Genomic DNA, 21,940 nt, shown 5'->3' with positions numbered 1-21,940 from the left:
CTCCAGAATCCGGCATGTCCAGAGCGCTATTCAAAGAAAAAATCGGCAAGGGCATTACTCGCCCTCCGGGCAATAGTGAAATATACGGAGATGTGGGCTTTCGCTTTTTCTCCATTGCCTGCGCCTGGTCCATTATTCTACTGATCCTGTTTATCCTGTGGATGATCGGCAAACAGGCTATCCCCGCCATGGAAAAATATGGCTTCGGATTTCTTACCGGCACCACCTGGGATGTGAATAAACAGCAGTTTGCCGTCCTACCCGAAGTCTGGGGCACCCTGTACAGCTCCATCCTGGCATTGATCTGGGGCGGTATCCTCGGCGTGACCATTGCCATTTTTCTTACCCAGGATTTCATTCACGCCAAGATTGCCAGTGTCTTTCGCCTGACGGTGGAATTACTCGCGGCCATTCCCTCGGTGGTATACGGTCTATGGGGTATCTATGTGCTGATTCCCCTACTGCGCCCGGTGGCGCACTGGCTGCACGAACACTTTGGCTGGTTCCCGTTTTTCAGTACGGAACTGAGTGGCCCCGGTATGGCGCCGGCGGCACTGGTTCTGGCGGTGATGATTCTGCCTACCGTCGCCGCCATCTCTGTGGATGCGTTCCGCCAGATCCCGGCAAAAGTCAAAGAAGCGACTTACGGTATGGGCACTACCCGTGCAGAAGCGATCTTCAAGGTACTGCTGCCTACCGCGTCATCCGGGTTACTCGCTGCACTGGTGCTTGGCTTTGGCCGCGCTCTCGGCGAAACCATGGCCCTGGCCATGCTGATCGGCAACAGTAACCAGATCAGCCTGTCGTGGTTTTCTCCTGCCAACACCCTGGCATCGCTGATGGCTTCCAGTTTCCCCGAAGCGGGCGGCGTGGAAGTACAGGCACTGATGTACGCGGCGCTGGTGCTGCTGCTGATCACTTTCCTGGTCAACCTCGGAGGCCTGTATATCCAGCAGCTCACCATGCGTAAATTCGAGGGCAGCAAGTGAAGGACCTGAAGACGCCCAAACAGCTGCGCAAGGAAGGCTGGAAAGGCCTCAATCTCAAGCGCGAACCCTTCGAGAGCCGCTCCCTCGGCAACAGCGTGTTCAGCGGTATGGTGTGGCTGCTGGCCCTGATCGCTGCCATTCCGCTGCTGTCCATTATCTATATGCTGCTGAAACACGGCGGTGCGCGACTGTTCAGTGAGCTCCTACCGGTGCTTACCGAGTTGCCTCCGGCGGGGTTCGAAATGGGCGGCGGAATCGGCCCCGCAATTATCGGCACTCTGGTCATGGTAGCTATCGCCAGTACCATCGCGGTTCCCATGGGTATACTCACCGCCATCTCGATCAAAATACTGGGCAAAGAAAGCAAGCTTGCCCGTGGGGCCCACTTTACCGCCAAGGTACTCACCGGGTTCCCGTCGATACTTTCCGGTGTGTTTGTGTATGCGGTACTGGTCATCAAATTTGGCTACTCGGCACTGGCCGGTGGTGTCGCACTTGCGGTGCTGATGCTGCCCACCATTATCATCGCCGCCGAAGAAGCCCTCGGCCAGGTCCCCAAACGCATGACCGACGCCGCCTATGGTATGGGCTGCACCCCCACACAGGTGATGTGGAAAATTACCCTGCCCACGGCGCTGCCCGGCATCATGACCGGCGTCATGCTGGCAGTGGCCGGCGCAGCCGGCGAGTCAGCGCCGCTACTGTTTACCGCCCTGTTCAGCAACTATTACCTTTCCCATATGAATGAACCCACCGCCTCACTGTCGGTGCTGATCTACAACTTTTCGGGAATGCCCTTTGACAACCAGATCGAGCTGGCGTGGACCGCGTCACTGGTACTGGTGATCATCGTATTGATTTTCAATTTATTTGCCCGCGCAATCAGCCGCAAGAAAAACTGAGCACGGAAATGAGCCTACCTCGCAGTCAAGCCGCCGACACGGCGCCCTCGGAAACCGTTATCGATTGCCAGATCGACAAAATTCACTACGGTGACTTTCTCGCCGTGCGGGACAGCAAAATCCCCATTGAGCAAAAAAAGATTACCGGCTTTATCGGACCCTCTGGCTGCGGCAAAAGCACGGTGTTGCGCTGCCTGAACCGGATGAACGACCTGATTCAGACATTCCGCTTTGAAGGCCAGGTGCGCTATCACGGTCAGGATATTTATGCCAAGGATGTCGATCCGGTGGTGGTACGCCGCTATATCGGCATGGTGTTTCAGCAGCCGAACCCTTTCTCCATGAGTATTTACGAAAATGTGGCCTTCGGTCTCAAGCTGAACAAGTTCAAGGGGGACATGGACAAGAAGGTCGAGAAGGCACTGAAGCGCGCGGCCCTGTGGGATGAGGTGAAGGACAAACTGAAGGCCAGCGGTCTATCGCTGTCCGGTGGACAGCAACAGCGCCTGTGCATTGCCCGCGCCATTGCCTCGGAGCCGGAGGTGCTGTTGATGGACGAGCCCTGCTCTGCTCTTGACCCCATCGCCACTCGCCAGATCGAAGAGCTGATGCTCGAACTGAAAAACCGCTACACCGTCGCCATTGTTACCCACAATATGCAGCAGGCCATGCGCGTGGCGGACAACACGGCATTCTTCTCTGTGGATATCTCCCAGGGCGGACGCACCGGCTATCTGGTCGAGATGGGTAATACCGAGCAGGTATTTGAGAATCCGCAGCAGACCCTGACCAAGGAATATATCTCCGGCGAATTCAGCTGACGTGTAATTAGCGGAAGCTTTTCACCCACCGCACCACGGTCTGGCGTCGCCAGGCCATCAGCGCCAGTGCCACCGCCGCGTAGATGGCCGGCTCGATCCAGCCACTTTTTACCGACCACCAGAAATGCCAGCAGGCCAGAACCACCACAAGGTAGAGCAGGCCGTGCAGCTTCTTCCAGTTGCGCCCCATTTTTTTGAGCAGCGCGGGAACGGAGGTTACCGCCAGTGCCAGCAGAATCAGCCAGGCAAAAAAGCCCAGCAAAATATAGCTGCGCTTGATCAGCTCCGCACCGATCAGTGACCAGTCGAGACCAAGATCCAGTGCCAGCCAGGCGGTAAAGTGCAGGGTGGCCCAGGCAAAACACCAGAGCCCGAGAGGGCGGCGCAATCGATTCAGCTGGCCGAAGTGCAGCGTTTTTGCCATTGGCGAAACCAGCAGGGTAAGCAGCAGCAGGCGAATAGTGCCCATACCCAGGTAGTGAATCAGCTCCTTGACCGGATCGCCGCCGAGACGCCCCTGATTGATGGCGACAATCAGCCACAGCAGCGGCAGCAAAGCGCCTATATGCACGGCGACCTGCAGGCCGGAGGCAGCGGGCTTTTTCCACTGCCCCGTCACTAGTAAAACTTCCTCAGATCCATATTGCTGTACAGGGATGCGACCTCTTCTGCGTAGCCATTAAACGGCAGGGTCGGCTGTCGCTTCACCGCGAATAGACCGCCCGGGCCAATAAACCGCTCGCTGGCCTGGGACCAGCGCGGGTGATCCACCTTTGGGTTCACATTGGCATAGAAGCCATATTCCTGCGGCGCCAGCTTATTCCAGCTGGTGGGTGGCATCTGTTCAAGCAGTCTGATTTTGACGATGGACTTGATACCCTTGAAGCCGTATTTCCACGGAACCACAAGACGAATGGGGGCGCCGTTCTGGGGCGGCAGGGTTTTTCCATAAAGCCCCACCGAAAGTATGGTGAGCGGGTGCATGGCCTCATCAATCCGCAGGCCCTCCACATAGGGATAGTCCACACCACCGCCGATGTAGCGATTGCGCTGCCCGGGCATTTGTTGCGGGTCGTACAGTGTTTCGAAGGCGACATACCTGGCGCGGCTTGTCGGCGCAAAACGCTTGAGGAACTTGCCAAGCTCAAAGCCCACCCAGGGAATGTTCATGGACCAGGCCTCCACACAGCGCATGCGGTAAATGCGCTCTTCCAGGCCAATCTCCCCCATCAGCTTCCACACATCTACGGTGCCGGGCTTTTCCACTTCCCCTTCCACGGTAAGCGTCCAGGGTTCGGTTTTCAGCCCCTGACTGTTTTCCGCAGGATCGGTTTTGCCGGTCCCGAACTCGTAGAAGTTGTTGTGGCTGATGACCTTGGCCTGCGGGGTGAGGACCAGGTCCGGGGCGGGTTTCTGCGGCGTGAAGGCGAGCGGCTTGCGGGGGGCGGCCTTGTCCGGCTCGCCACCAAACAGGTCCAGTGCGCGGGCGTTACCGGCGAGCAGCAGGCTGCCGATGCCGGCGCCAAGCCCCGAAATCACACGGCGCCGGGAAACATAAGCGGATTCAGGAGTGACCTGCTGTTCAGACAGCTGATGGCGAGGGGGTGATTTGATCAGCACTGTGGTTCTCCTGAGATCTGACACGACTGGGGGTTTGTCGTCATCACAGGCCGGTTCTTACACTGTGCCGCGAGATTTTCACCCCTCGCGGCGTAAGCAATCAGGCTTCCGCCTCCGATGCCAGACGTTGGACCGCAAAATTGCCCATATTGCTCGCGAGCTCCCGCTCGCCAATAAATACTGCGGTAGCCCCCTCCTTGCGCAACAGCGGCTCTACCTCTTCGTTTTCCGCACACACCAGGATACTGATCTCCGGTCGCAACAACTTCGCCGTCGCCATCATCTTCTGGGTGCGCACCGTATCCGGTAGCGTAATGATCAGCATCCGTGCGCGCGCCACATGTGCCTGAATCAGAACCTCCTCATCCGCCGCGTCACCGCAGACCGCCGGGATCCCCTGCGCGCGCAGTTGTTCAACCCGCTCACGCTGGATATCCGCCACGACCACAGACATCCCGGTGTTGCGCAATTGCGTCCCGATATGACTGCCAAGTCCGCCATACCCCACTATCAGTGCGTGCCCGGTAAGGGAGCGAAGATCCGTGGTCATCGGCAACTCTGCCAGCGGATCGTCGGTGCGCTCCATAAATCGCGCGAGCCGGGAGCGGCTGCGTATCCAGCGCTGGGCGGGCTCAATCAGATTGAACAACAATGGATTGAGTGCAATTGAGATCAGCGCGCCGGCAACGATCAGGTTCTGTCCCTGGTCCGGCAGCAGGCCCAGAGAGGCGCCGAGGGCCGCGAGAATAAAAGAAAACTCACCGATCTGTGCCAGGCTCGCGGAAACGGTAAACGCCGTATTCAGCGGGTAGCGGAACAGCAGTACCAGCACGAAGGCCGCGAGGGTCTTACCGAAAACAATGATCGCCACCACGGTGAGCACCCGCAGAGGCTCCTCGACCAGCATGGCCGGGTCGAACAGCATTCCCACCGATACAAAGAACAGCACCGCAAAGGCATCGCGCAGGGGCAGCGACTCTTCCGCCGCGCGATGGCTGAGAGCGGACTCCCGCAATACCATGCCGGCAAAAAATGCACCCAGTGCAAAAGACACACCAAAGATAATCGAGGAGAAATAGGCGATCCCCATGGCAATGGCAATCACCCCAAGGGTAAACAGTTCACGGGAACCGGTGCGTGCCACCTGCCACAGCAACCAAGGGAAAAACCGCTTGCCACCGAGCAACATCAGCGCAATGAATATCGCCACCTTGCCCAGGGTCAGGGCAACGGTAACCAGCAGAGTTGCTTCGCTACCAGTCCCGGCGTGCGCGCCGGCGTCCTGAGCATCCACCGCCCCCCCGAGCCAGCCCGCCAGTGCCGGCAGCAGAACCAGGGCAAACACCATGACCAGGTCTTCTACGATCAACCAGCCCACCGCAATGCGTCCGTTCTGGCTATCGAGAAGGCCTCTCGATTCCAGCCCCCGCAACAGCACCACGGTACTCGCCACCGATAACGCCAGGCCAAATACCACGCTGGCCCCAATACTCCACCCCCACCACTGTGCGACAGCGGCACCGAGGGCGGTCGCCACCAAAATCTGAGCGACGGCGCCGAAGATGGCAATGCGGCGCACCGCCATCAGATCCTTGAGTGAAAAATGCAGGCCCACTCCGAACATCAGCAGAATGACACCAATTTCCGCCAGCTGCTGCGACAGTGTTACGTCCGCCACAAACCCCGGGGTCGCCGGGCCAATCAGGATACCGGCGATCATGTAGCCAAGCAGGGCTGGCATGCGCAGGCGTACGGCGATAAACCCGAGTACCAGGGCCAGGCCCAAGGCGACAGAAATGGTTGTGATCAGTGCAATATCGTGGTGCAAACCCCCTCCTGAGAACTCATTTTTTACGGGCACCACAAAGTGCACCGTCCGTTGTTCGGCGTTTTAGAATTGTGCGGCAGTTCAGCTGCCAGGGAAAATCAGGTCATAAAGAACTGTTGCAGCCCAACCAACACATTGGTTGTGGCGACAGAGGCGAGAATCAACCCCATTACGCGACTGACAATACTGGCTCCGGAGTCGCCGATCCAGCGATAGATCCAGTTTGCCGCCAACAGCAATACCAGGACGATACCCAAGACCGCAAGCATGGCGGTGGCGGATTTTACCTGGTGGATGGGGTCAAAACGGTGATTGTCCGTCAGCACTACCGCAGCCAGCATGGCCCCAGGTGAGGCAATGGAGGGCACGGCAAGGGGGAAAATAGCGGTTTCACGACCATCGCGAATGATCTCCACCTCACTTTCCGGCTTGCCCTCCCCGAAGATCATGGTCAGGGCGAACAGGAACAGTACGATGCCGCCCGCCACCTGGAATGCGGACAGGGGCACCCCAACGGTTTCCAGCAGATACTGCCCGACCAACAGGAAAAACGTCAGGATACCCGTAGCCACGCCAACCGCCAGCAATGCGATTTTGCGCCGCTGCCACTCAGAATGGCGGGAAGTTACCGCGATAAACACCGGCAGTGTGCCCACCGGGTCAATGACGGCAAAGAAAAAGACAAAGCTGCTGATCCAATCGTTCAAGTGGTTGCCTGTTAGCCCGTGCTAGTATCGAAGAAATAGAGGACATGATTCCATAAGAGTCTAGTGCATGACAAACCATTCCCCGACAGCGCGCAGAATCGCCAAAACCATCCTCAATGGATTCGATGCGTATTTTGCGGATTTTCAGAACATGACACTAGGGGCAAAAGCGCGCTTTGAGACCGCTGCATGGCCTGCGGTGCACGAGACCAACAAGGAACGCATCGATCTCTACAAGATCAAGGTCAATCAGGTGCTGAAACTGGTGCACTCGGTGACCAGCAAGGACACCACCCAGCTGGAGCTCTGGGGGCAGGCCAAGTCTACCTACAGCCAGCTGATTGCCAATCACAACAACTACGAGATTGCTGAGACGTTTTTCAATTCGGTGTTCTGCAGCCAGTTTCAGCACGCGCACATTCACGACAACCACATCTTCGTAAAACCCTCCCGCGCCCCGGACGAGAAACCGCTGCGGGACTACTCCATCTATATCAGCTACAGCGGACGCGACGGGTTGCAGGCGATGATTGAAGATATTCTCGCCGACTACAGCTTCTCGATTCCCTGGGAAGACATGGCGCGGGATGTGGATAACATCTGCGAGGCCCTGCGCGCCGGCCCACTCGCCGGTAAACTGGAGGATGAGGAAGACGAGCAGCGGCTGCGGGTGGATATGCTGGAGTCGGTGTTCTACCGCAACAAGGCGGCCTACCTGGTGGGCCGCCTGATGTTTGCCGGCGAGGTTATCCCACTGATTCTGCCCTGTCTCAATAACGGCCGCGGCAATGTTTTTGTGGATACCCTGATCCACGACAACGACTCCACCAGTATCATTTTCAGTTTCACCCGCTCCTATTTTATGGTGGACGCGCCCATTCCCTCACGGTTTGTGCGCTTTCTGTCCACCATCATGCCGCTCAAGGAAAAGTCCGAACTGTATAACTCCATCGGTTTCCACAAGCACGGAAAGACCGAGTTCTACCGCCATATCCTCGCGCATATGAAGGTGAGCAACGACAAGTTCGTAATCGCCCCAGGGATCAAGGGCATGGTGATGAGTGTGTTTACCCTGCCGTCCTATCCAGTGGTGTTCAAGGTCATCAAGGACAAGTTTGATAACCCCAAGACAGTCACCGAGGAAATCGTCAAGGAAAAGTACAAGTTTGTATCCCGCGCCGATCGGGTGGGGCGCATGGCGGACACCCAGGAGTACACCAACTTCATCTTTTACCGCAACCGGTTCAGCGATGCGCTGCTGGACGAGCTGCAGACGCTGGCGCCATCCAAGCTGCATGTGGATGAAAAATGGGTGATCATCAAGCACCTGTATGTGGAGCGGCGCATGGAGCCCCTCAACCTGTACCTCGACCAGGCGGACGAACAGCAGACCATTGAGGCCATGGAAGAATACGGGAATGCGATCAAGCAATTGGCGGCGGCCAATATTTTCCCCGGAGATATGTTACTGAAAAACTTCGGCGTGACCCGTCACGGTCGCGTGGTATTTTACGATTACGACGAACTCTGCCCGCTCACCGAGTGCAACTTCCGCAAGATTCCGGAGCCCCAGACCAGTGAGCAGGAGCTGGCTGACAGGCCCTGGTACACCGTGGACGAAGCCGATGTATTTCCGGAAGAATTCCGGCTGTTTTTTTCCGGCAACCCGGTGGCGCGCAAGGCGTTCGAAGACCAGCACAGCGATCTCTATGATTACCGCTACTGGCAAAAACTGCAGGAACGTATCCGCGCCGGGCGGGTGGAAAGTACCTTCCCCTACCGCCGCAAGGTACGCTTCAAACGCAACAAAACATCGCGCCAATGACGCCCGCCCATCAACCGGCAGGGTACGCGCCTGGACCGCGGCCAACTGCAGCTATAGTTAAGAGAACGGATTGATACCGAGGAGGTAGGACGTGCGGTATATCGGTGGTAGCACCCTGTGCACTGGCCTGGCGCTGTGGAGCCTGACAATAAGTGGCTGTGGATATCTCCCCAGTGAAATGGCACCGAAACCCAAAGCCACCGAGTCAAAAGCCCCCGAGGCTGCTGCGGGAGTGAATCTTCACGCCGCCAGTTGCGATACCCGCGCCAAGGGTTACGAAGTGGTCACCTTTGGCGATCTCTACGAAATCACCGGCGACACCAGGGACCCCTTTCGGCCCGCCGTAAATATTCCCGCCAAGTACGACGTGCGCGCCTTCGTGTGGGGGTACGATAACTGTATGGCGAAAGGTAACTGCGCCCACGGCGACCACTACTGGCTGATTGGCCGCGGTCCCGAAGGCGACTTTTCCACATGGGTTGTCACCCCCCAGTTTCCTCGTATCACCATCGAATCCCGGTGCAAGGCGCACCTTAAGGTGGGTGAACGCTATCGCTTTTCCTTTGATAACGGGAAACTGGTCGGCTTCAGCAAAAATTGAGCGCCCGGCCTCCCAGAGGGTTAAACCTCGCGTTTTTTAAGATACCGGTAAATCGCATCCTGTGACCGCACGTTGCGTTTGCTCTTGCGATTGGCGATACGGCTGTTGGTCTGCTCCGCATCCAGTATGCGCGCTTTCTGGTTGTCCTGCCATTGCAATTCCAGAATGTCCATTACTGTATCGCGATGCTCCTGCGCCAACAGCGGGAAAGTCACCTCTACTCGGTGGTCGAGGTTGCGCGTCATCAGATCCGCCGAAGAAAGGTACACCTGCTGATCACCTCCGTTGTGGAAGGCGTACACCCGCGCGTGCTCGAGAAACTTATCCACAAGACTGATTACCTTGATATTGTCGGACAGCCCCTTCTCCTGACACTGCAGCGCGCACATGCTGCGCACAATGATCCGCACCCGCACCCCAGCGACACTTGCCCGGTACAGATATTCGATGACTTCACGGTCCACCAGGTTGTTGCACTTGATGAACACTTCCGCAGGCTGCCCCGCCGCAGCTGCCGCGATTTCTCTGTCGATGGCCGCCAGGATGTTGGGCCGATTACTATGGGGCGAGCTCCAGATGTGGTTGTAATCCGGCTGTAGGTGGGGCTGCTTGATAAAGTCGAATACCCGGTAGGCATCCTGTCCGAGCCTGGTGTCGCTGGTAAGCAGGCTGAAGTCACAATAAAAGCGTGCGGTGCTCTCGTTAAAATTTCCGGTGCCGAAATGGCTGTAATAACGGTCGCGTCCGCTCTCTTCACGCACGATGGATATCAGCTTGCAGTGCACCTTCAATCCTGGCACGCCGTAGATCACCTCTACGCCGGCATCGCTCAGCTCATTGGACCAGTGAATATTTGCCTGCTCGTCAAAGCGCGCCTGTAACTCCACCACAGCGGTAACCTGTTTCTGGTTCCGTACCGCATTGACCAGCGCCGCCACCACCCGGGAGTTTTTTGCTACCCGATACAGGTTGATACGGATTTCCCGCACCTTGGGGTCAATGGCAGCAGAGGCCAGAAGCTTCGTGATCACCCTAAAATCGTGGTACGGGTAGTAGCAAAGCCGGTCCTTTTCATCGAGCCAATCAAAGATATTGGCGCTGTCCGGCAAGGTGGGCAACGGCTTGATGGCGCGGTAGGTGTGCTGTCGGCTGTCCGCGGGGAAGCTCATAAAATCCTTGGAATTATGGTAGCGTCCTCCGGGGGTATAGCTGTCGTAGCGCCCCATCTTGAGCTTTTTCTTGATCAACTGCAGCAGCGCTTCCGGCATAGTGGAGTCGTACACCAGACGTACCGGCTCTGCCTGTTTACGCTTCTTGAGTGACTTTGCCACCCGGTCAACAATATTCTGTGTAACATGCTCGCCGAGCTCTAGCTCTGCATCGCGACTGATTTTAAAGGTGAACGCGGCCGCCCTGTCGATGGGCAGCACATAGCGAAATACATCCACCAGACAGGCGCGAATCACATTGTCGAGCACGATATAGACTTTTTCGTGCTTTTTTTCCCGATGGGGGATGGCAATAAAACGAGGCAGGATGTCGGTAGGAATTTCCAGAGCGGCAAATCGCAGGCTGCCATCCTCGAGCTCCAGATAAATACCGAAGTAAATACTCGCTTCATTCAGCAGTGGCATGGTATCGCGATCATCGATAAAGAAGGGCTCGAGCTCCGGCAGCACTTCCCGATGGAAATATTCCTCCACATACTCCCGCTGTCCGTCGGTAAGCTGGCGCTCATTGATCAGATGAATATTGTGCTTGCCCAGATCCTTCAAAACCTTGGTATAGGCATTACCGAAGCGCGCCTGCAGGCGTAACACTTTCTCGTTGATATTGCCGAGCAGCTCCGAAAAATCCTCTTTCTTCCGACTGCCCTTGGTAAATGTGGCCAGGCGGCGCACATCCGCTACGCGAACCCGGTAGAATTCATCCAGATTGTTGGAGAAGATGCCCAGAAAGCGTACCCGCTCAATCATCGGTACACTCTCGTCCTCCACCTCCTGCAGTACCCGGGCGTTGAAAGACAGCCAGCTGAGTTCTTTGGGATAGATCGGAATGTCGTTTGCCATACTCTCTACTGCTGTTTCGGTGGAGGATGTATCAGCGCTGCTGCGTGCAGCGGCATCCAAGCCTACCGGCAGCGTGTATTTATTCGGTTTCAAGTGTGTGAACTTCCATTGAAGCCATAGTTCAGTACCGCACATTTTGCTACATTTTTGTTACAGCGATTTGACAACGAAAACCATGACAACAGAGCCCACAACCGCCACGTCTCACGATGGTCCCCACGAACGCTACGCGGCCCTGGACCTAGGCTCCAACAGCTTCCACCTGCTGCTGGCAGAGTTTCGTGATCAGCGCATGGTGCGTCTGCACACCGATCGTTCCATGGTCCGCCTGGCGGAGGGCCTGGATGCCGAGCGCAATCTTGACCCGTTGGTGGCGGAGCGGGCTCTGGAAGCCCTGCGTCGCTTTGCGCCAGTTATTCAGGACCTGCCACTGGATAATGTCCGTGTAGTGGGAACCAACACCCTGCGCGCTGCCAGCACGCGCGCCGACGGTTTTCTCGAGTCCGCGGAGGCGATCCTTGGCGCACCCATCGAGATCATCTCCGGTATCGAGGAAGCGCGCCTGATTTATTCCGGCGTTATGGCTGCCGCAGAAGGGCCGACACGACTGCGCTGCGTGGTGGATATTGGCGGCGGCTCCACTGAACTGGTGCGCGGAATGGAAGCCCCGCGTCAGCTCCAGAGTATCGGTATGGGCTGTGTGGCATTTAACCGGCGCTTTTTCGACAGCGGCAAAATCGATAACGGAAAACACAACAACTTTGTCCGCGCCAGGCGCGCCGCCCAGGCTGAACTGCAGGAATTGCAACATATGGCGGACGACGCGCTGGTGATGGGTGCATCGGGTACGGTCAAGTCGGTCGCCCGGGTACTCAACGATGGCGAGTTACTGCCCATCCTGCGCGAGGATATCGATGCGCTCGCAGACAAGGTCGCCCGGTTCAAGACCGTTGACGCGATCGAGCTGCCTCATCTCGACCCGGAGCGCCGCCCGGTGTTTGCCGCCGGCCTCGCCATCCTGCACGGCATTTTTCGCGAGCTGAATATCCAGGAAATGCACGTCTCACCCTACGCCATTCGCGAGGGAATAGTGCACGATCTCGCGGGCCGCGCATCCGGCGGTGACCGCCGCGCGGATACCATCGCCAATCTGATGGAACGCGGTGAAATCGACCGTGAGCAGGCAAGGCGCGTTGCCCATACCGCGTTGCAATTTTTTGGCCAGCTCAACCCACACGCATTACTCAGCCAGCGTCGCCTGCTGCAGTGGGCCGCAGATCTGCACGAGATCGGACTGTCGCTGTCCCACAGTAGCTTCCGCAAACTGGGTGCCTACATGATTGAGCACGCGGACATGGCGGGCTTCAGCAGAAGCGAGCAGGAAAATCTCGCCTATCTGGTGCGCAACCAGCGCGGCGACATAAAATCCGTACAGGAACATTACGGGTTTCACCCCAACAACGATCTACTGCTGTGTCTGCGGCTTGCCTGTATCGTACACCGGGATCACGTGGACCGGGCCATTGATGGCCTGCACCTGTCTGCGGACGGGCCCGGCTACCGGCTGCAGGCACCAGCCGAGTGGCTATATCAGTTTCCCGCGATAGAAGACCTGTTGTACATGGAAGTCGACTGCTGGGATAGCAAAAACATCAAACTGGCCCTGAGCTCCCCGTGACGACTGGCACCCCGCTGAGCAGATTGCACCTGCACCAGCACTACGCTGACCTCGGCCCGGAATTCGGAACCCCCACGCCGCCGGCCCCGCTTCAGCAGCCCCACATCATCCACGTCAATCCGGCGGTGATGGCATTACTGGGGCTGGAAGCCACGGATATAGGCCATCCGGACTGGGCCCAGTTGACCACTGGCGCAAAACTTTTTCCCGACAGTATGCCTTTCGCGATGAAATACACCGGTCACCAGTTCGGCAGTTACAACCCCGAGCTGGGAGATGGCCGCGCCCTGCTGCTGGGGGAGGTCGAGCACCAGGGAAAACGCTGGGACCTGCATCTCAAAGGTGCAGGTAAAACCCCCTACTCCCGTTTTGGTGACGGTCGCGCCGTGCTGCGTTCCACCATCCGTGAATACCTGGCCGGGGAGGCACTGACGGCACTGGGTATCCGCAGCACCCGAGCACTCAGTATCGCTGGCAGCCGTGAAGCGGTTGCCAGGGAGAAAATGGAAGCCGGCGCGGCGCTGATTCGCGTGGCCCAGAGCCATATCCGCTTCGGGCATTTTGAATACCTTTTCTATACCCGCCAGCTGGAAGCGCAGAAAAAACTGGTGGAGTTTGTATGCGCACAATTCCTGCCACAAATCGTCGACGAACCCATACAGGCCCAAGCGGAAGCGCTGTTACGCTTTACCGTCAAACGCAGCGCCGAGCTGGTGGCGGGCTGGCAGTCCGTTGGCTTCGCCCATGGCGTGTTGAACACCGACAATATGTCGATCATCGGCGATACCTTTGACTTTGGCCCCTACGGCTTTCTCGATGACTACGAGCCCGGATTTATCTGCAACCACTCGGATCACACTGGCCGCTACGCCTTTGATGCCCAGCCCGGCGTGGTCCTGTGGAACCTCAACGCCCTGGCCCACGCCTTTTCCAGCCTGCTGGATACCGAAACCCTGAAAGACTGTCTGGGTCAGTACCAGCCGCTGCTAATCGATTTTTACGCCGCCCGCATGCGACAGAAACTCGGCCTTGCGATTGAAGACGAAGGCGACCAGCAACTGTGTGCCGACCTCCTGCAGATACTGGACGCGGGCAAGGTGGACTACACACTGTTTTTCCGGGCACTGTCCCGCTACCGTGGCGAACGGCCCGCTGCGTCGCTGGAGGCACTGGTTTCGCCCACACAGCAGAGCGCTCTGAAAAACTGGCTTTCCCACTATGATCTGCGATTGCAGAAAGAAAGCTGCTCCGCAGAAGCCCGCAGCCAGCAAATGCTGCAGACCAACCCCAAGTTCATCCTGCGCAATTACCTGGCACAACAGGTGATCGAAGCCGCCGAGAAAGGAGACTATCAGCCTCTGGCGACGCTGTTCGATTTATTGCAGTCGCCGTTCGACGAGCACCGGCACCATGAACAGTGGGCCGCGGCGCCACCAGAAGCCGGTAAACACCTGCCGATCAGCTGCTCATCATGACGCCAAAGGCCGTGTACTTTTCCGCTGTGTGGTGCGCTGTCGGGAAGAAGTACTCATCACCCATGGCAAGCCGGAACATCTACACTAAAGTTGAAGTCCCAATGCTGTTGTGACCATAAAAAATGGTATGGTCACACTCCGACCAATAGCGATGGATCTCCCAATGAAGACACTGATTACTGCTGTTAGCGCCCTGCTTCTCTCCACCCAGCTGGCCTTTGCCGATGTGGTCGGTCGCTGGACCACCATTGACGACGAAACCGGCCAGAAAAAGTCGGTGGTGGAAATCTACGAACAGGGTGGCAAATACTACGGCAAGGTGGTGGACCTGCTGATGAAGCCGGACGACACTGTCTGCGAAGCCTGCCCTGGCCCCAACAAGGGCAAGAAAATTGTCGGCATGAATGTGATCACCGATATGGTGAAAAAAGGCAACATGTACGAAGGCGGCCAGATTCTCGATCCGGTCAAGGGCAAAGTCTATGACTGCAAGATGTGGGAAGAAAACGGCAACCTGAAGGTTCGCGGTTACCTGGGCTTCTTCTACCGTACCCAGACCTGGTATCCGGCAAAGTAAGCCCCGGATTTTCCGAACCAGGCACCTTTGTGATTTTTACCGGGCGTCGCGCACCAGACGGATTGCCTTGGGTTTTTCCCGCTCGCCGTAAGTAAGCGCACCCGTGGCGAAATCCACATACCAGGAATAATGGGTATGGAAGTTCGACGGCGATGACGACCAGACGTCCTGCGAGGCGTTCGGGAAAAGCCCGCGGTTGATCGCGGGGCCGGCGCATTGCAGTTCGAGCAGGCTGCCCAGCTCGCGGATATTCGGCAGACGCCAATCGTCGTCCCCGGAGGCCGCGCCCTTCTTGTCGAGTGCCGTTGCATAAGTCAGGGCTTCGGCCCAATTGAGCGCCAGGGGTTCGCCCTGGTCGCAGGCTTCTCCCGCAACACCTTCCATACAGGCGCGCCAGATCAGGCCGGTTTCAGTGTCGGCCACGGAACCGTCTTCCTCTAGCCGATAACGGGAAGTGGGGGCCGAGGAGGGAATCTGTTCGCTGTTACAGCCCTGAGCCGCCGACAGCGCCGGTACCGGAGCTGGATTGATTGCGTTTTCCCCAGGCTTCTCCGCCCAATCCCTGACCAGTCTGAGATGGTGGCCGTTGTTCCGCGGCATGGGCGCGGAGTAGCCGAACTGAAAATTCACCGCCCAGGCCCTCTGTTGCAATTCGGCGTCGGGCGAATGGCTCCAGTAGAAACCGACTTTGGTGTTGGGGAAATAGGTGGTGTCGATGGCGGGAGCACTGCGCCCGAAGTGCACCAGGCCGGAGAGTTCATCCATGGTCGGCACGCGCCAGTCATTGAAGCCACACAGGCCGCGCCGGTTGGTGCGGCTGACGTATTCCTCAATATTGCAATAGGTGGCTGGCTGGCCTGCCACATAGCCGGTGCACTGGGCGTAGCGGCTGTTCCAGTCGCCGATGGCGCCGCCGTTGGCGCTTTTGTCCGGGTTGTACCAGGTAAACACATCGTCGGCGTCGTGGCGTCCGCGGTTACCGTAAACGCCGTCGCCCGGCTGCTTGACTTCCCACGCCAGCCCGGTGATTTCGTCCACGACACAGTGCCAGTTCTGCGCGTCCGCGGGCAACGGTTCGCCCCCGGCGCCAATCTTGCGATAGACAAAACCGGCCGCGCCGTCGGCTCTCCCCTCACCGGCGGTATCCCGGCCCTGACTGCAATCCTGCTGACTGAGGATATCGCCCACCAGGGACTCCCCATCGGGTAATCGCGCGAGGTCGACGCTTGCGCTGCAGTCATCGTTGACGCCCCTGGGATAATTGGCACCCCAGGTGATGCCGGTATCGTTGAGCCGCACCTGTGGCGGAGATTCCTGACCGGATTCCGTACAACTATTCAGGCCGGTGATCGCCAAAGCCAGCGCAAGGATCTGCGCAGTTTTATTCCGGCAAATCATCAAGTCAAAACACCCGGAATCACTTCACTCTCATAACCCTGGTACAACGGGTGCTGATGGGCCTGCAGGGCCACCGCCGCCGTGTGTATCTGATGCAGGGGCGTATAGGAAGCGCCACCGGCATTGGATACACCACGCTGTATGGCACCACCGCCGCCAGCCATGATCAATGGAACGTCGGTGTTGCTGTGGGCGTCACCGTTACCCATATCGGTAACCTCACAGACAATGGTGCTGTCGAGGATGCCACGGTCCCGCAGGCGGCCGATCAGTGAAGCCGACAGGCTGCTCAGGTGGGCCCGGGTCTCCCGGTAGTGCGGATACGTGGGATCGCCGCCGTTGCCACCATGAATGGAAGAGTGGTAGGTGTTCTGAAAATTCAGGTAGGGCAGAGTGAACTCGGCACCGTCGTTGCCCAGTGCCAGAGAACAGGAAGCGGTGAAGTTGCACTCTAGCGCCAGGGCGATGATATCCGCCTGCAATTCCGCCTGTTGCTGAAAGGTGGAAAATTCGATCGGAAACTCCGCCGGTGGGCTGGCGGCCGCGCAGGACATTCCGCCACCGCCCAGATCCAGCAGGCGTCGCTGGGTTTCCTCGATCGCCGTCAAATGCGAATCGAGGCGCTGTTGTTCGTAGGAGCCCAGTTTTGTTTTCAGGGCCCTGACCGCATCCAGATGTGCGTCCACCGCGTTAAGTTTGGGATTGCCGCCACCGCCGCCGGACTGCAGATTGCCGAACAGCCGGTTGAAGGCGTTGAAGGGGTTGTCCTCAAACGGCACTTTCGAACCGTTGTCCTTGGTCAGAACGCCCTTGCCATTGCTGTGCACGCCCAGGTTGACATAGGTGAACGGCAGATTCTCACCGAGGATTCTGCCCATGTTCACGTCGAAACTGTCGCCGCCCCAACTGTTGTTGATAATGGTGGGCATGACGCCGTGGCCGCCGCGGTGGTGGCCCATGCTTTTCAGAAAGTTGCACTCGCTGGCGACGGTACTGTAGGGCTGGGACATGGCCCCGAAACTGGTCAGGTCCTCATTGGGGTACCAGTGTTCCGGCAGGGCGCCGTCGGGCACGTAGATCACCACCGATTTGTTGGGCCCCGTCTGCGCTTCGGCCAATCGTGAGGCCATCATGCCCCCGACCAGCGGCGAGGCCCGCAGCAGTCCCTTGCCGATACCTGCGGCGGCAAAAATTTTCAGTAAATCCCTGCGTCTTTTATCAAACACATTCTTGTATGGCTTTTTCATAACTTGCGCCCTTGTTCTGTTTATATGGCTGATCCACTGGGTTCGGGTGGCGCAATGGGCCGGTGTGATGGATGACACCGGCCCGTCACACCTGCTGCCTCAGCGCTGCCACTCTTTGCGGTAACGCACCGCATCCAGAGTACTCATGTTTTCGAGCATCGCCCGGGGGCTCTGCTGCACCAGGGTGTCGGTCATATCGTTTACCGTGCAGGCGTAACCCTCCTCCTCGACCGGATCCAGTGCCCGTCCTTCCGGGTTGGAGTTGTCGATGCTGTCGTGCCCCACTCCGAGCATAAAGCGGAACATATTCTGGGATACGCAGGACTGCGCAGCGGGCAGGGTCGCCAGTAACTGCCCCAGGCCGCGCGACCCCTCGAACGGGATCGACTCACCGCGGTTGCTCAATACATCCGGTGCGTACAGGGCGCCGCTGGCGTCTATCGGGTTGCCGTTGTGGTCGACACTGCGCGGGTTGCCCACCGCATCAAAGTCTTCCATGCCGCCGCCGAGGGGGTTGATCCACTCCTGGTGACAGTTCAGACAGGGCGCCACGGAAGTGAGCGCTTCGTACTTCATGCGATTGGTGGTGGCCGGATCGGCGATCAGATCCGCCAGTTCCTCCAGACGCTCGGCGCGGCTTTCCGTGATACCGGCGGGCGGATCCGGTTGGTCCTGGCACAGCATACGGCGGCGCACGCGCACCGAACGCCGGATCGGCGAGGTTTCGGTCAGCTCCGCCCAGCGCGCCATGAACGCACCACTGGTGAGGATGCCACCGCGGTCACTGGTGGTGACCTGCTGGAAGTCGTCGCCGGAAACGCCACTGATACCGTAGTGCTGCGCCAGGGGTCCGTTGACGAAGGTCCAGTTGGCGTCATAAAGAGAGGCGAAAGACTCGTTGCCGTTCAGCATCACCTCGGCGAAGACTTCGCGGATTTCCCGCTCCATATGCGGCGCCACATCCTCGAAACCGGGCCAGGCCGCCGGATCCTTGGGCGCGTTTTCCAGGCTGTCGGTGCCCAGCCAGCTTCCGACAAAATCACCCATGGTGTCCCGGGCCTCGGCCAGGTCCAGCAGCCGCTGTGCCTCCTGGGTGATCTCCACCGGGTCGCGCAACTGGTCGTTGGCCGCCTTCTGCAGGGCGATGTCATCCGGGGTGGAGCCGGTGAATGAGTAACTCAGCCAGGTGGCCATTTCGTACGAGGTCAACTCGAAAGCGTTCATGTCGATTGCACTGTTCGCCGGATTCGCTTCACCCAACTCGTGGCGATACAGGAACTGTGGTGACGACAGCATGGTCATCAGCGCGAGTTGCATGCCCGCCTGTACATCGCCTTCGGTAACGGTGCCGTTGGCCAGTTCTGAGTAGGTGGTCACTTCCTGGGTATCCAGTGGGCGCCGGAAGAGTTTCGGCGCAAAGTCGCCGATAAACTGGTCCACACAATCCTGATTGAACGAACTGCAGTTCAGCGCCGGCGAGAAGTCCCGCGCCGCCGACCAGGCCGCTATTTCCTCGGCCGCCGTCAAGAAGCGATCGTAGGTGCTGGTCACCATCGAAGCGTGTGTGTTGTTGATGAAGTAGCCCACCTGATTGTCGTCAGCCAGGCTCTCGGCAACGGCGAAATCCACACCCAGCAGATCCGCGACCGTATTCTGGTACTCGGCACGGGTCAGGAGTTTTAACTGGCGCGCACCGTAGCGGACCATCTCGCAATTCAGTGGTTCCTGGTCTTCCCAGAAGGTATCGGCGATATAGTTGCCGACCCTTTCCGCGCATTCAGCCCCACATTCTTCCGCTCGGCCCATGGGCATGTTGTTCTCGATAAACCCGATCATGAAATCCAGGTCCTGAGGCGTCGTCAGCGGGACGCCGACGCGACCGCCATCGCCAGCGAAGCCGTGACAACCGGCGCAACTGGCCGCATAGATCTCGCCGCCGTTCATGTTGCCGGTGCCACCGCTGCTGGAGCTGCCGGATGACGAACCGGAACCGCTTGACGAAGAACTGGAGCCCCCGGACGAGCTCGAGCTGCTACTGGACGAGCCACCGGAACCGTGGCAATCGGGCGGGTCGAAGCTGCCGTCATGATCCCCCTGGAAGCCAAACTCGACGCTGTCCCCGGGAGCGAGCGCACCATTCCAGCCCACGTCGCTGGCACTGACGGTGTTGCCGGAAACGGCCAGGTCCACGTTCCAGTAGTTCGTGACCTGCGGTGCTTCACTGAACTGAAGCGCAATCTCCCAGCTGCTCACCGCACTGGTGCCAGCATTACTCACGGTGACATCAAATTGGTAGCCGTCGCCCCAGACATTCTCGTAGGTGATTGCGCAGGCAACGCCATTCCCGCTGCCACCGCCGCTGGACGAGGAACCGCTTGAACTGCTTGAACTGGACGAACCGCCCGAGCTGGAAGAACCACCTGAACTGGAGGAACTACCTGAACTGGAGGAACCGCCTGAGCTGCTGGAGCTGGAGCCACCGTCGCCGACAATCCGGTACAGTGCGCCGCCAATGATATCCACCAGGTAGATTTCGCCGCTGTTGGATTCTCCGAATGAGGTGATCCCAAGATCCGTGTCCGCCAGTTGGTACATGGCATCGGTATAGGCCCAGACCCGGCCACTGACGTAGTCACCGAAAATATAGGCGCCGTTCATGCCAGCGATCTGCGAGCCGCGATAGACGTAACCGCCGGTGACCGACTGCCCCTGGCCGTGATCGTATTCGAATATGGGATCGTCATAGGGGCCGCTGGTGTTGCAGCTGTTGGAGGTGGTGTGGAAACCCTCCCGACAGCGCCAGCCGTAGTTGCCGCCGCGTTCGATCACATTGATTTCCTCGTACCCGGACTGGCCCACATCCGCCAGCCACAGGTCGCCGCTGACCCGGTCAAAGCTCCAGCGCCAGGGGTTCCTGAGGCCGTAGGCGTAGATCTCCGGCAGGCCACCGCCGCTCACGAACGGGTTGTCCGCAGGAACGGTGTAAGGAGAACCATTGTCCACATCGATCCTGAGCATCGCGCCGTGCCAGTTACTGGTGTCCTGACTGTTGGCCTCGGGGTCATTGGCGGAACCACCGTCGCCGAAGCCGATATACAGGTAGCCATCGTGCCCGAAGGCGATGTGGCCGCCGTTGTGATTGGCGTAGGGCTGCGGCAGGCTGAGGATATCCTGGCGCGAGCCAGCGTCCAGGCTGGCGCCGCCCGTGGTTTCCGTGAAGCGCGCGATCACTGAGGTCATCGGCTCCGAAGCCGGCGTGGTGAACGACAGGAACACCTGGCCATTGCTCTGGTAGTCCGGGTGGAAGGCCATCCCCAGCACACCGCCCTCCACCGCGGTATCCACCAGGCCGGACAGATCCAGGTAGGTGTTCTTGGTGGTCGTGGTGTTGTCGCTGGCATCGATCCAGTAGACGGTGCCGGTTTTCTCCAGCACGTACCAGCGGGAATCGTCCCCCGGTGCCTGCATCAGGCCCAGGGGCTGGTTGAAGGTCAGGTTCGGGAAGGCCCGCTCCAGCACCACCGCCGGGGGTGGCCCGCTGGGCCCGCCGCCACTGGAGGAACCGGAACTGCTGGAAGAGCCGGAGCCGCTGGAAGAACTGGAGCTACTGGAAGAGCCGGAGCCGCCGGAAGAGCTGGAGCTCGATGAACTCGAGCCCGAACCGCTACTGGAGGAGCTCGAACTGGAACTGCTCCCCCCATCACAGACGGAGCCGGTGATGGCGGGCACCGAAGCGCTGTCGGCACCGTTGCTGACCTGCAGGCCGACTTCGGCGAACTGATCCGGCTGGAGATTGCCATTCCAGGACAGGTTGTTCGCGGTATAGGGGTTATCACCAGAGATTTCGGCATTCCAGCTATCGGTCACCACTGTGCCGTCGCTGTATTCCCAATTCACTTCCCAGCCGTTGATGGGGCCGGCGCCGTTATTGGTGATTCGGATACTGACCTGTGCGCCGGAGCCCCAGTCGTTGACCACGACGTACTCGCAGCTCGCAGCAATCGCCGCTGAGGAGGAACACCATGCGCACAAGAGCAGCAATAATGATGAGATTTTCTGGATGGGACTGTTCATTATTATTTCCTGCACCGTTGCAGTGAAAACGGATGCCACCGCAGTGCGGCGGCGATTCAGCCCCCGGTGCTTACCGACGGCCTGATGTGAAACGCAGAAACGGCGGCACTCGGCTTTGATTCCGGGTTC

General features: G+C 58.6%; 16 protein-coding genes. 8 read left to right on the top strand and 8 right to left on the bottom strand.

The window, feature by feature from the left end; genetic code table 11:
• The first annotated feature begins 14 nt into the window (after positions 1-14).
• Genes pstC through pstB form a run of 3 tightly spaced genes read left to right on the top strand, consistent with a single transcriptional unit; the run spans position 15 to position 2,712 of the window.
• On the top strand, positions 15-989 hold the full coding sequence (gene pstC / locus AU11_RS16755) for a phosphate ABC transporter permease subunit PstC (RefSeq protein ID WP_043320765.1): 975 nt from the start codon (positions 15-17) through the stop codon (positions 987-989).
• Positions 986-1,891, top strand: coding sequence for a phosphate ABC transporter permease PstA (gene pstA / locus AU11_RS16750; RefSeq protein ID WP_197023892.1), 906 nt, complete (start codon positions 986-988; stop codon positions 1,889-1,891). The genes pstC and pstA overlap by 4 nt, the downstream gene beginning before the upstream one ends.
• Before the next feature lie 8 nt (positions 1,892-1,899).
• A complete protein-coding gene (pstB, locus tag AU11_RS16745) occupies positions 1,900-2,712 on the top strand; it encodes a phosphate ABC transporter ATP-binding protein PstB (RefSeq protein ID WP_043320764.1) in 813 nt (270 codons plus the stop codon).
• 7 nt (positions 2,713-2,719) lie between these two features.
• Here the strand turns inward: pstB and msrQ are convergent, their stop codons facing one another.
• The 4 genes from msrQ to AU11_RS16725 form a co-directional block, all read right to left on the bottom strand.
• Positions 2,720-3,331, bottom strand: a complete 612-nt coding sequence (gene msrQ / locus AU11_RS16740; protein WP_043320763.1) for a protein-methionine-sulfoxide reductase heme-binding subunit MsrQ — start codon at positions 3,329-3,331, stop codon at positions 2,720-2,722.
• Complete coding sequence (gene msrP, locus AU11_RS16735; protein WP_043320762.1) at positions 3,331-4,332, bottom strand: protein-methionine-sulfoxide reductase catalytic subunit MsrP; 1,002 nt, start codon at positions 4,330-4,332, stop codon at positions 3,331-3,333. Before msrP ends, msrQ begins: the two co-directional genes overlap by 1 nt.
• A gap of 100 nt (positions 4,333-4,432) precedes the next feature.
• The gene (gene ybaL / locus AU11_RS16730) at positions 4,433-6,160 is read right to left on the bottom strand and encodes a YbaL family putative K(+) efflux transporter (protein WP_043320761.1); all 1,728 of its coding nucleotides are present in this window, start codon (positions 6,158-6,160) and stop codon (positions 4,433-4,435) included.
• A gap of 98 nt (positions 6,161-6,258) precedes the next feature.
• A complete protein-coding gene (locus AU11_RS16725) occupies positions 6,259-6,867 on the bottom strand; it encodes a MarC family protein (RefSeq protein ID WP_043320760.1) in 609 nt (202 codons plus the stop codon).
• A 67-nt stretch (positions 6,868-6,934) separates the two neighbouring features.
• Here AU11_RS16725 and aceK point away from each other — a divergent pair, with 67 nt between their 5' ends.
• Both aceK and AU11_RS16715 read left to right on the top strand, forming a co-directional pair.
• Entirely contained in the window at positions 6,935-8,692 is a 1,758-nt protein-coding gene (gene aceK / locus AU11_RS16720; RefSeq protein WP_043320759.1) for a bifunctional isocitrate dehydrogenase kinase/phosphatase, read from the top strand.
• A 91-nt stretch (positions 8,693-8,783) separates the two neighbouring features.
• Positions 8,784-9,293, top strand: a complete 510-nt coding sequence (locus AU11_RS16715) for a hypothetical protein (RefSeq protein WP_043320758.1) — start codon at positions 8,784-8,786, stop codon at positions 9,291-9,293.
• 20 nt (positions 9,294-9,313) lie between these two features.
• Here AU11_RS16715 and ppk1 read toward each other — a convergent pair whose 3' ends face one another.
• Positions 9,314-11,362: a polyphosphate kinase 1 gene (ppk1, locus tag AU11_RS16710; protein WP_043320963.1), complete on the bottom strand. Its 2,049-nt coding sequence runs from the start codon at positions 11,360-11,362 to the stop codon at positions 9,314-9,316.
• A 175-nt stretch (positions 11,363-11,537) separates the two neighbouring features.
• Here ppk1 and AU11_RS16705 point away from each other — a divergent pair, with 175 nt between their 5' ends.
• The 3 genes from AU11_RS16705 to AU11_RS16695 all read left to right on the top strand — a co-directional run bounded on the left by AU11_RS16705 (position 11,538) and on the right by AU11_RS16695 (position 15,092).
• A complete protein-coding gene (locus AU11_RS16705) occupies positions 11,538-13,040 on the top strand; it encodes a Ppx/GppA phosphatase family protein (protein WP_051687400.1) in 1,503 nt (500 codons plus the stop codon).
• Entirely contained in the window at positions 13,037-14,515 is a 1,479-nt protein-coding gene (locus tag AU11_RS16700; protein WP_231492096.1) for a YdiU family protein, read from the top strand. Before AU11_RS16705 ends, AU11_RS16700 begins: the two co-directional genes overlap by 4 nt.
• Before the next feature lie 163 nt (positions 14,516-14,678).
• Complete coding sequence (locus AU11_RS16695) at positions 14,679-15,092, top strand: DUF2147 domain-containing protein (RefSeq protein WP_043320757.1); 414 nt, start codon at positions 14,679-14,681, stop codon at positions 15,090-15,092.
• Between the two features lie 36 nt (positions 15,093-15,128).
• Here AU11_RS16695 and AU11_RS18385 read toward each other — a convergent pair whose 3' ends face one another.
• The 3 genes from AU11_RS18385 to AU11_RS16675 all read right to left on the bottom strand — a co-directional run bounded on the left by AU11_RS18385 (position 15,129) and on the right by AU11_RS16675 (position 21,811).
• Entirely contained in the window at positions 15,129-16,490 is a 1,362-nt protein-coding gene (locus tag AU11_RS18385; RefSeq protein WP_156035425.1) for a DUF1566 domain-containing protein, read from the bottom strand.
• Positions 16,490-17,737, bottom strand: coding sequence for a DUF1552 domain-containing protein (locus tag AU11_RS16680; protein WP_197023890.1), 1,248 nt, complete (start codon positions 17,735-17,737; stop codon positions 16,490-16,492). The genes AU11_RS18385 and AU11_RS16680 overlap by 1 nt, the downstream gene beginning before the upstream one ends.
• A gap of 99 nt (positions 17,738-17,836) precedes the next feature.
• Complete coding sequence (locus tag AU11_RS16675; RefSeq protein WP_051687399.1) at positions 17,837-21,811, bottom strand: cellulose binding domain-containing protein; 3,975 nt, start codon at positions 21,809-21,811, stop codon at positions 17,837-17,839.
• Positions 21,812-21,940: the final 129 nt, after the last annotated feature.

This window comes from Microbulbifer sp. HZ11 (assembly GCF_000708675.1).
Taxonomy (GTDB): domain Bacteria; phylum Pseudomonadota; class Gammaproteobacteria; order Pseudomonadales; family Cellvibrionaceae; genus Microbulbifer.
The sequence above is the reverse complement of the archived record's forward strand: the minus strand, read 5'-3'. Positions and strand labels throughout refer to the sequence as shown.

Coding starts and splice junctions, on each gene's coding strand:
- pstC (WP_043320765.1), top strand. CDS start 15: ATGTCCAGAGCGCTATTCAAAGAAAAAATCGGCAAGGGCATTACTCGC.
- pstB (WP_043320764.1), top strand. CDS start 1,900: ATGAGCCTACCTCGCAGTCAAGCCGCCGACACGGCGCCCTCGGAAACC.
- aceK (WP_043320759.1), top strand. CDS start 6,935: ATGACAAACCATTCCCCGACAGCGCGCAGAATCGCCAAAACCATCCTC.
- ppk1 (WP_043320963.1), bottom strand. CDS start 11,362: ATGGCAAACGACATTCCGATCTATCCCAAAGAACTCAGCTGGCTGTCT.
- AU11_RS16705 (WP_051687400.1), top strand. CDS start 11,538: ATGACAACAGAGCCCACAACCGCCACGTCTCACGATGGTCCCCACGAA.
- AU11_RS16695 (WP_043320757.1), top strand. CDS start 14,679: ATGAAGACACTGATTACTGCTGTTAGCGCCCTGCTTCTCTCCACCCAG.
- AU11_RS18385 (WP_156035425.1), bottom strand. CDS start 16,490: ATGATTTGCCGGAATAAAACTGCGCAGATCCTTGCGCTGGCTTTGGCG.
- AU11_RS16680 (WP_197023890.1), bottom strand. CDS start 17,737: ATGAAAAAGCCATACAAGAATGTGTTTGATAAAAGACGCAGGGATTTA.
- AU11_RS16675 (WP_051687399.1), bottom strand. CDS start 21,811: ATGAACAGTCCCATCCAGAAAATCTCATCATTATTGCTGCTCTTGTGC.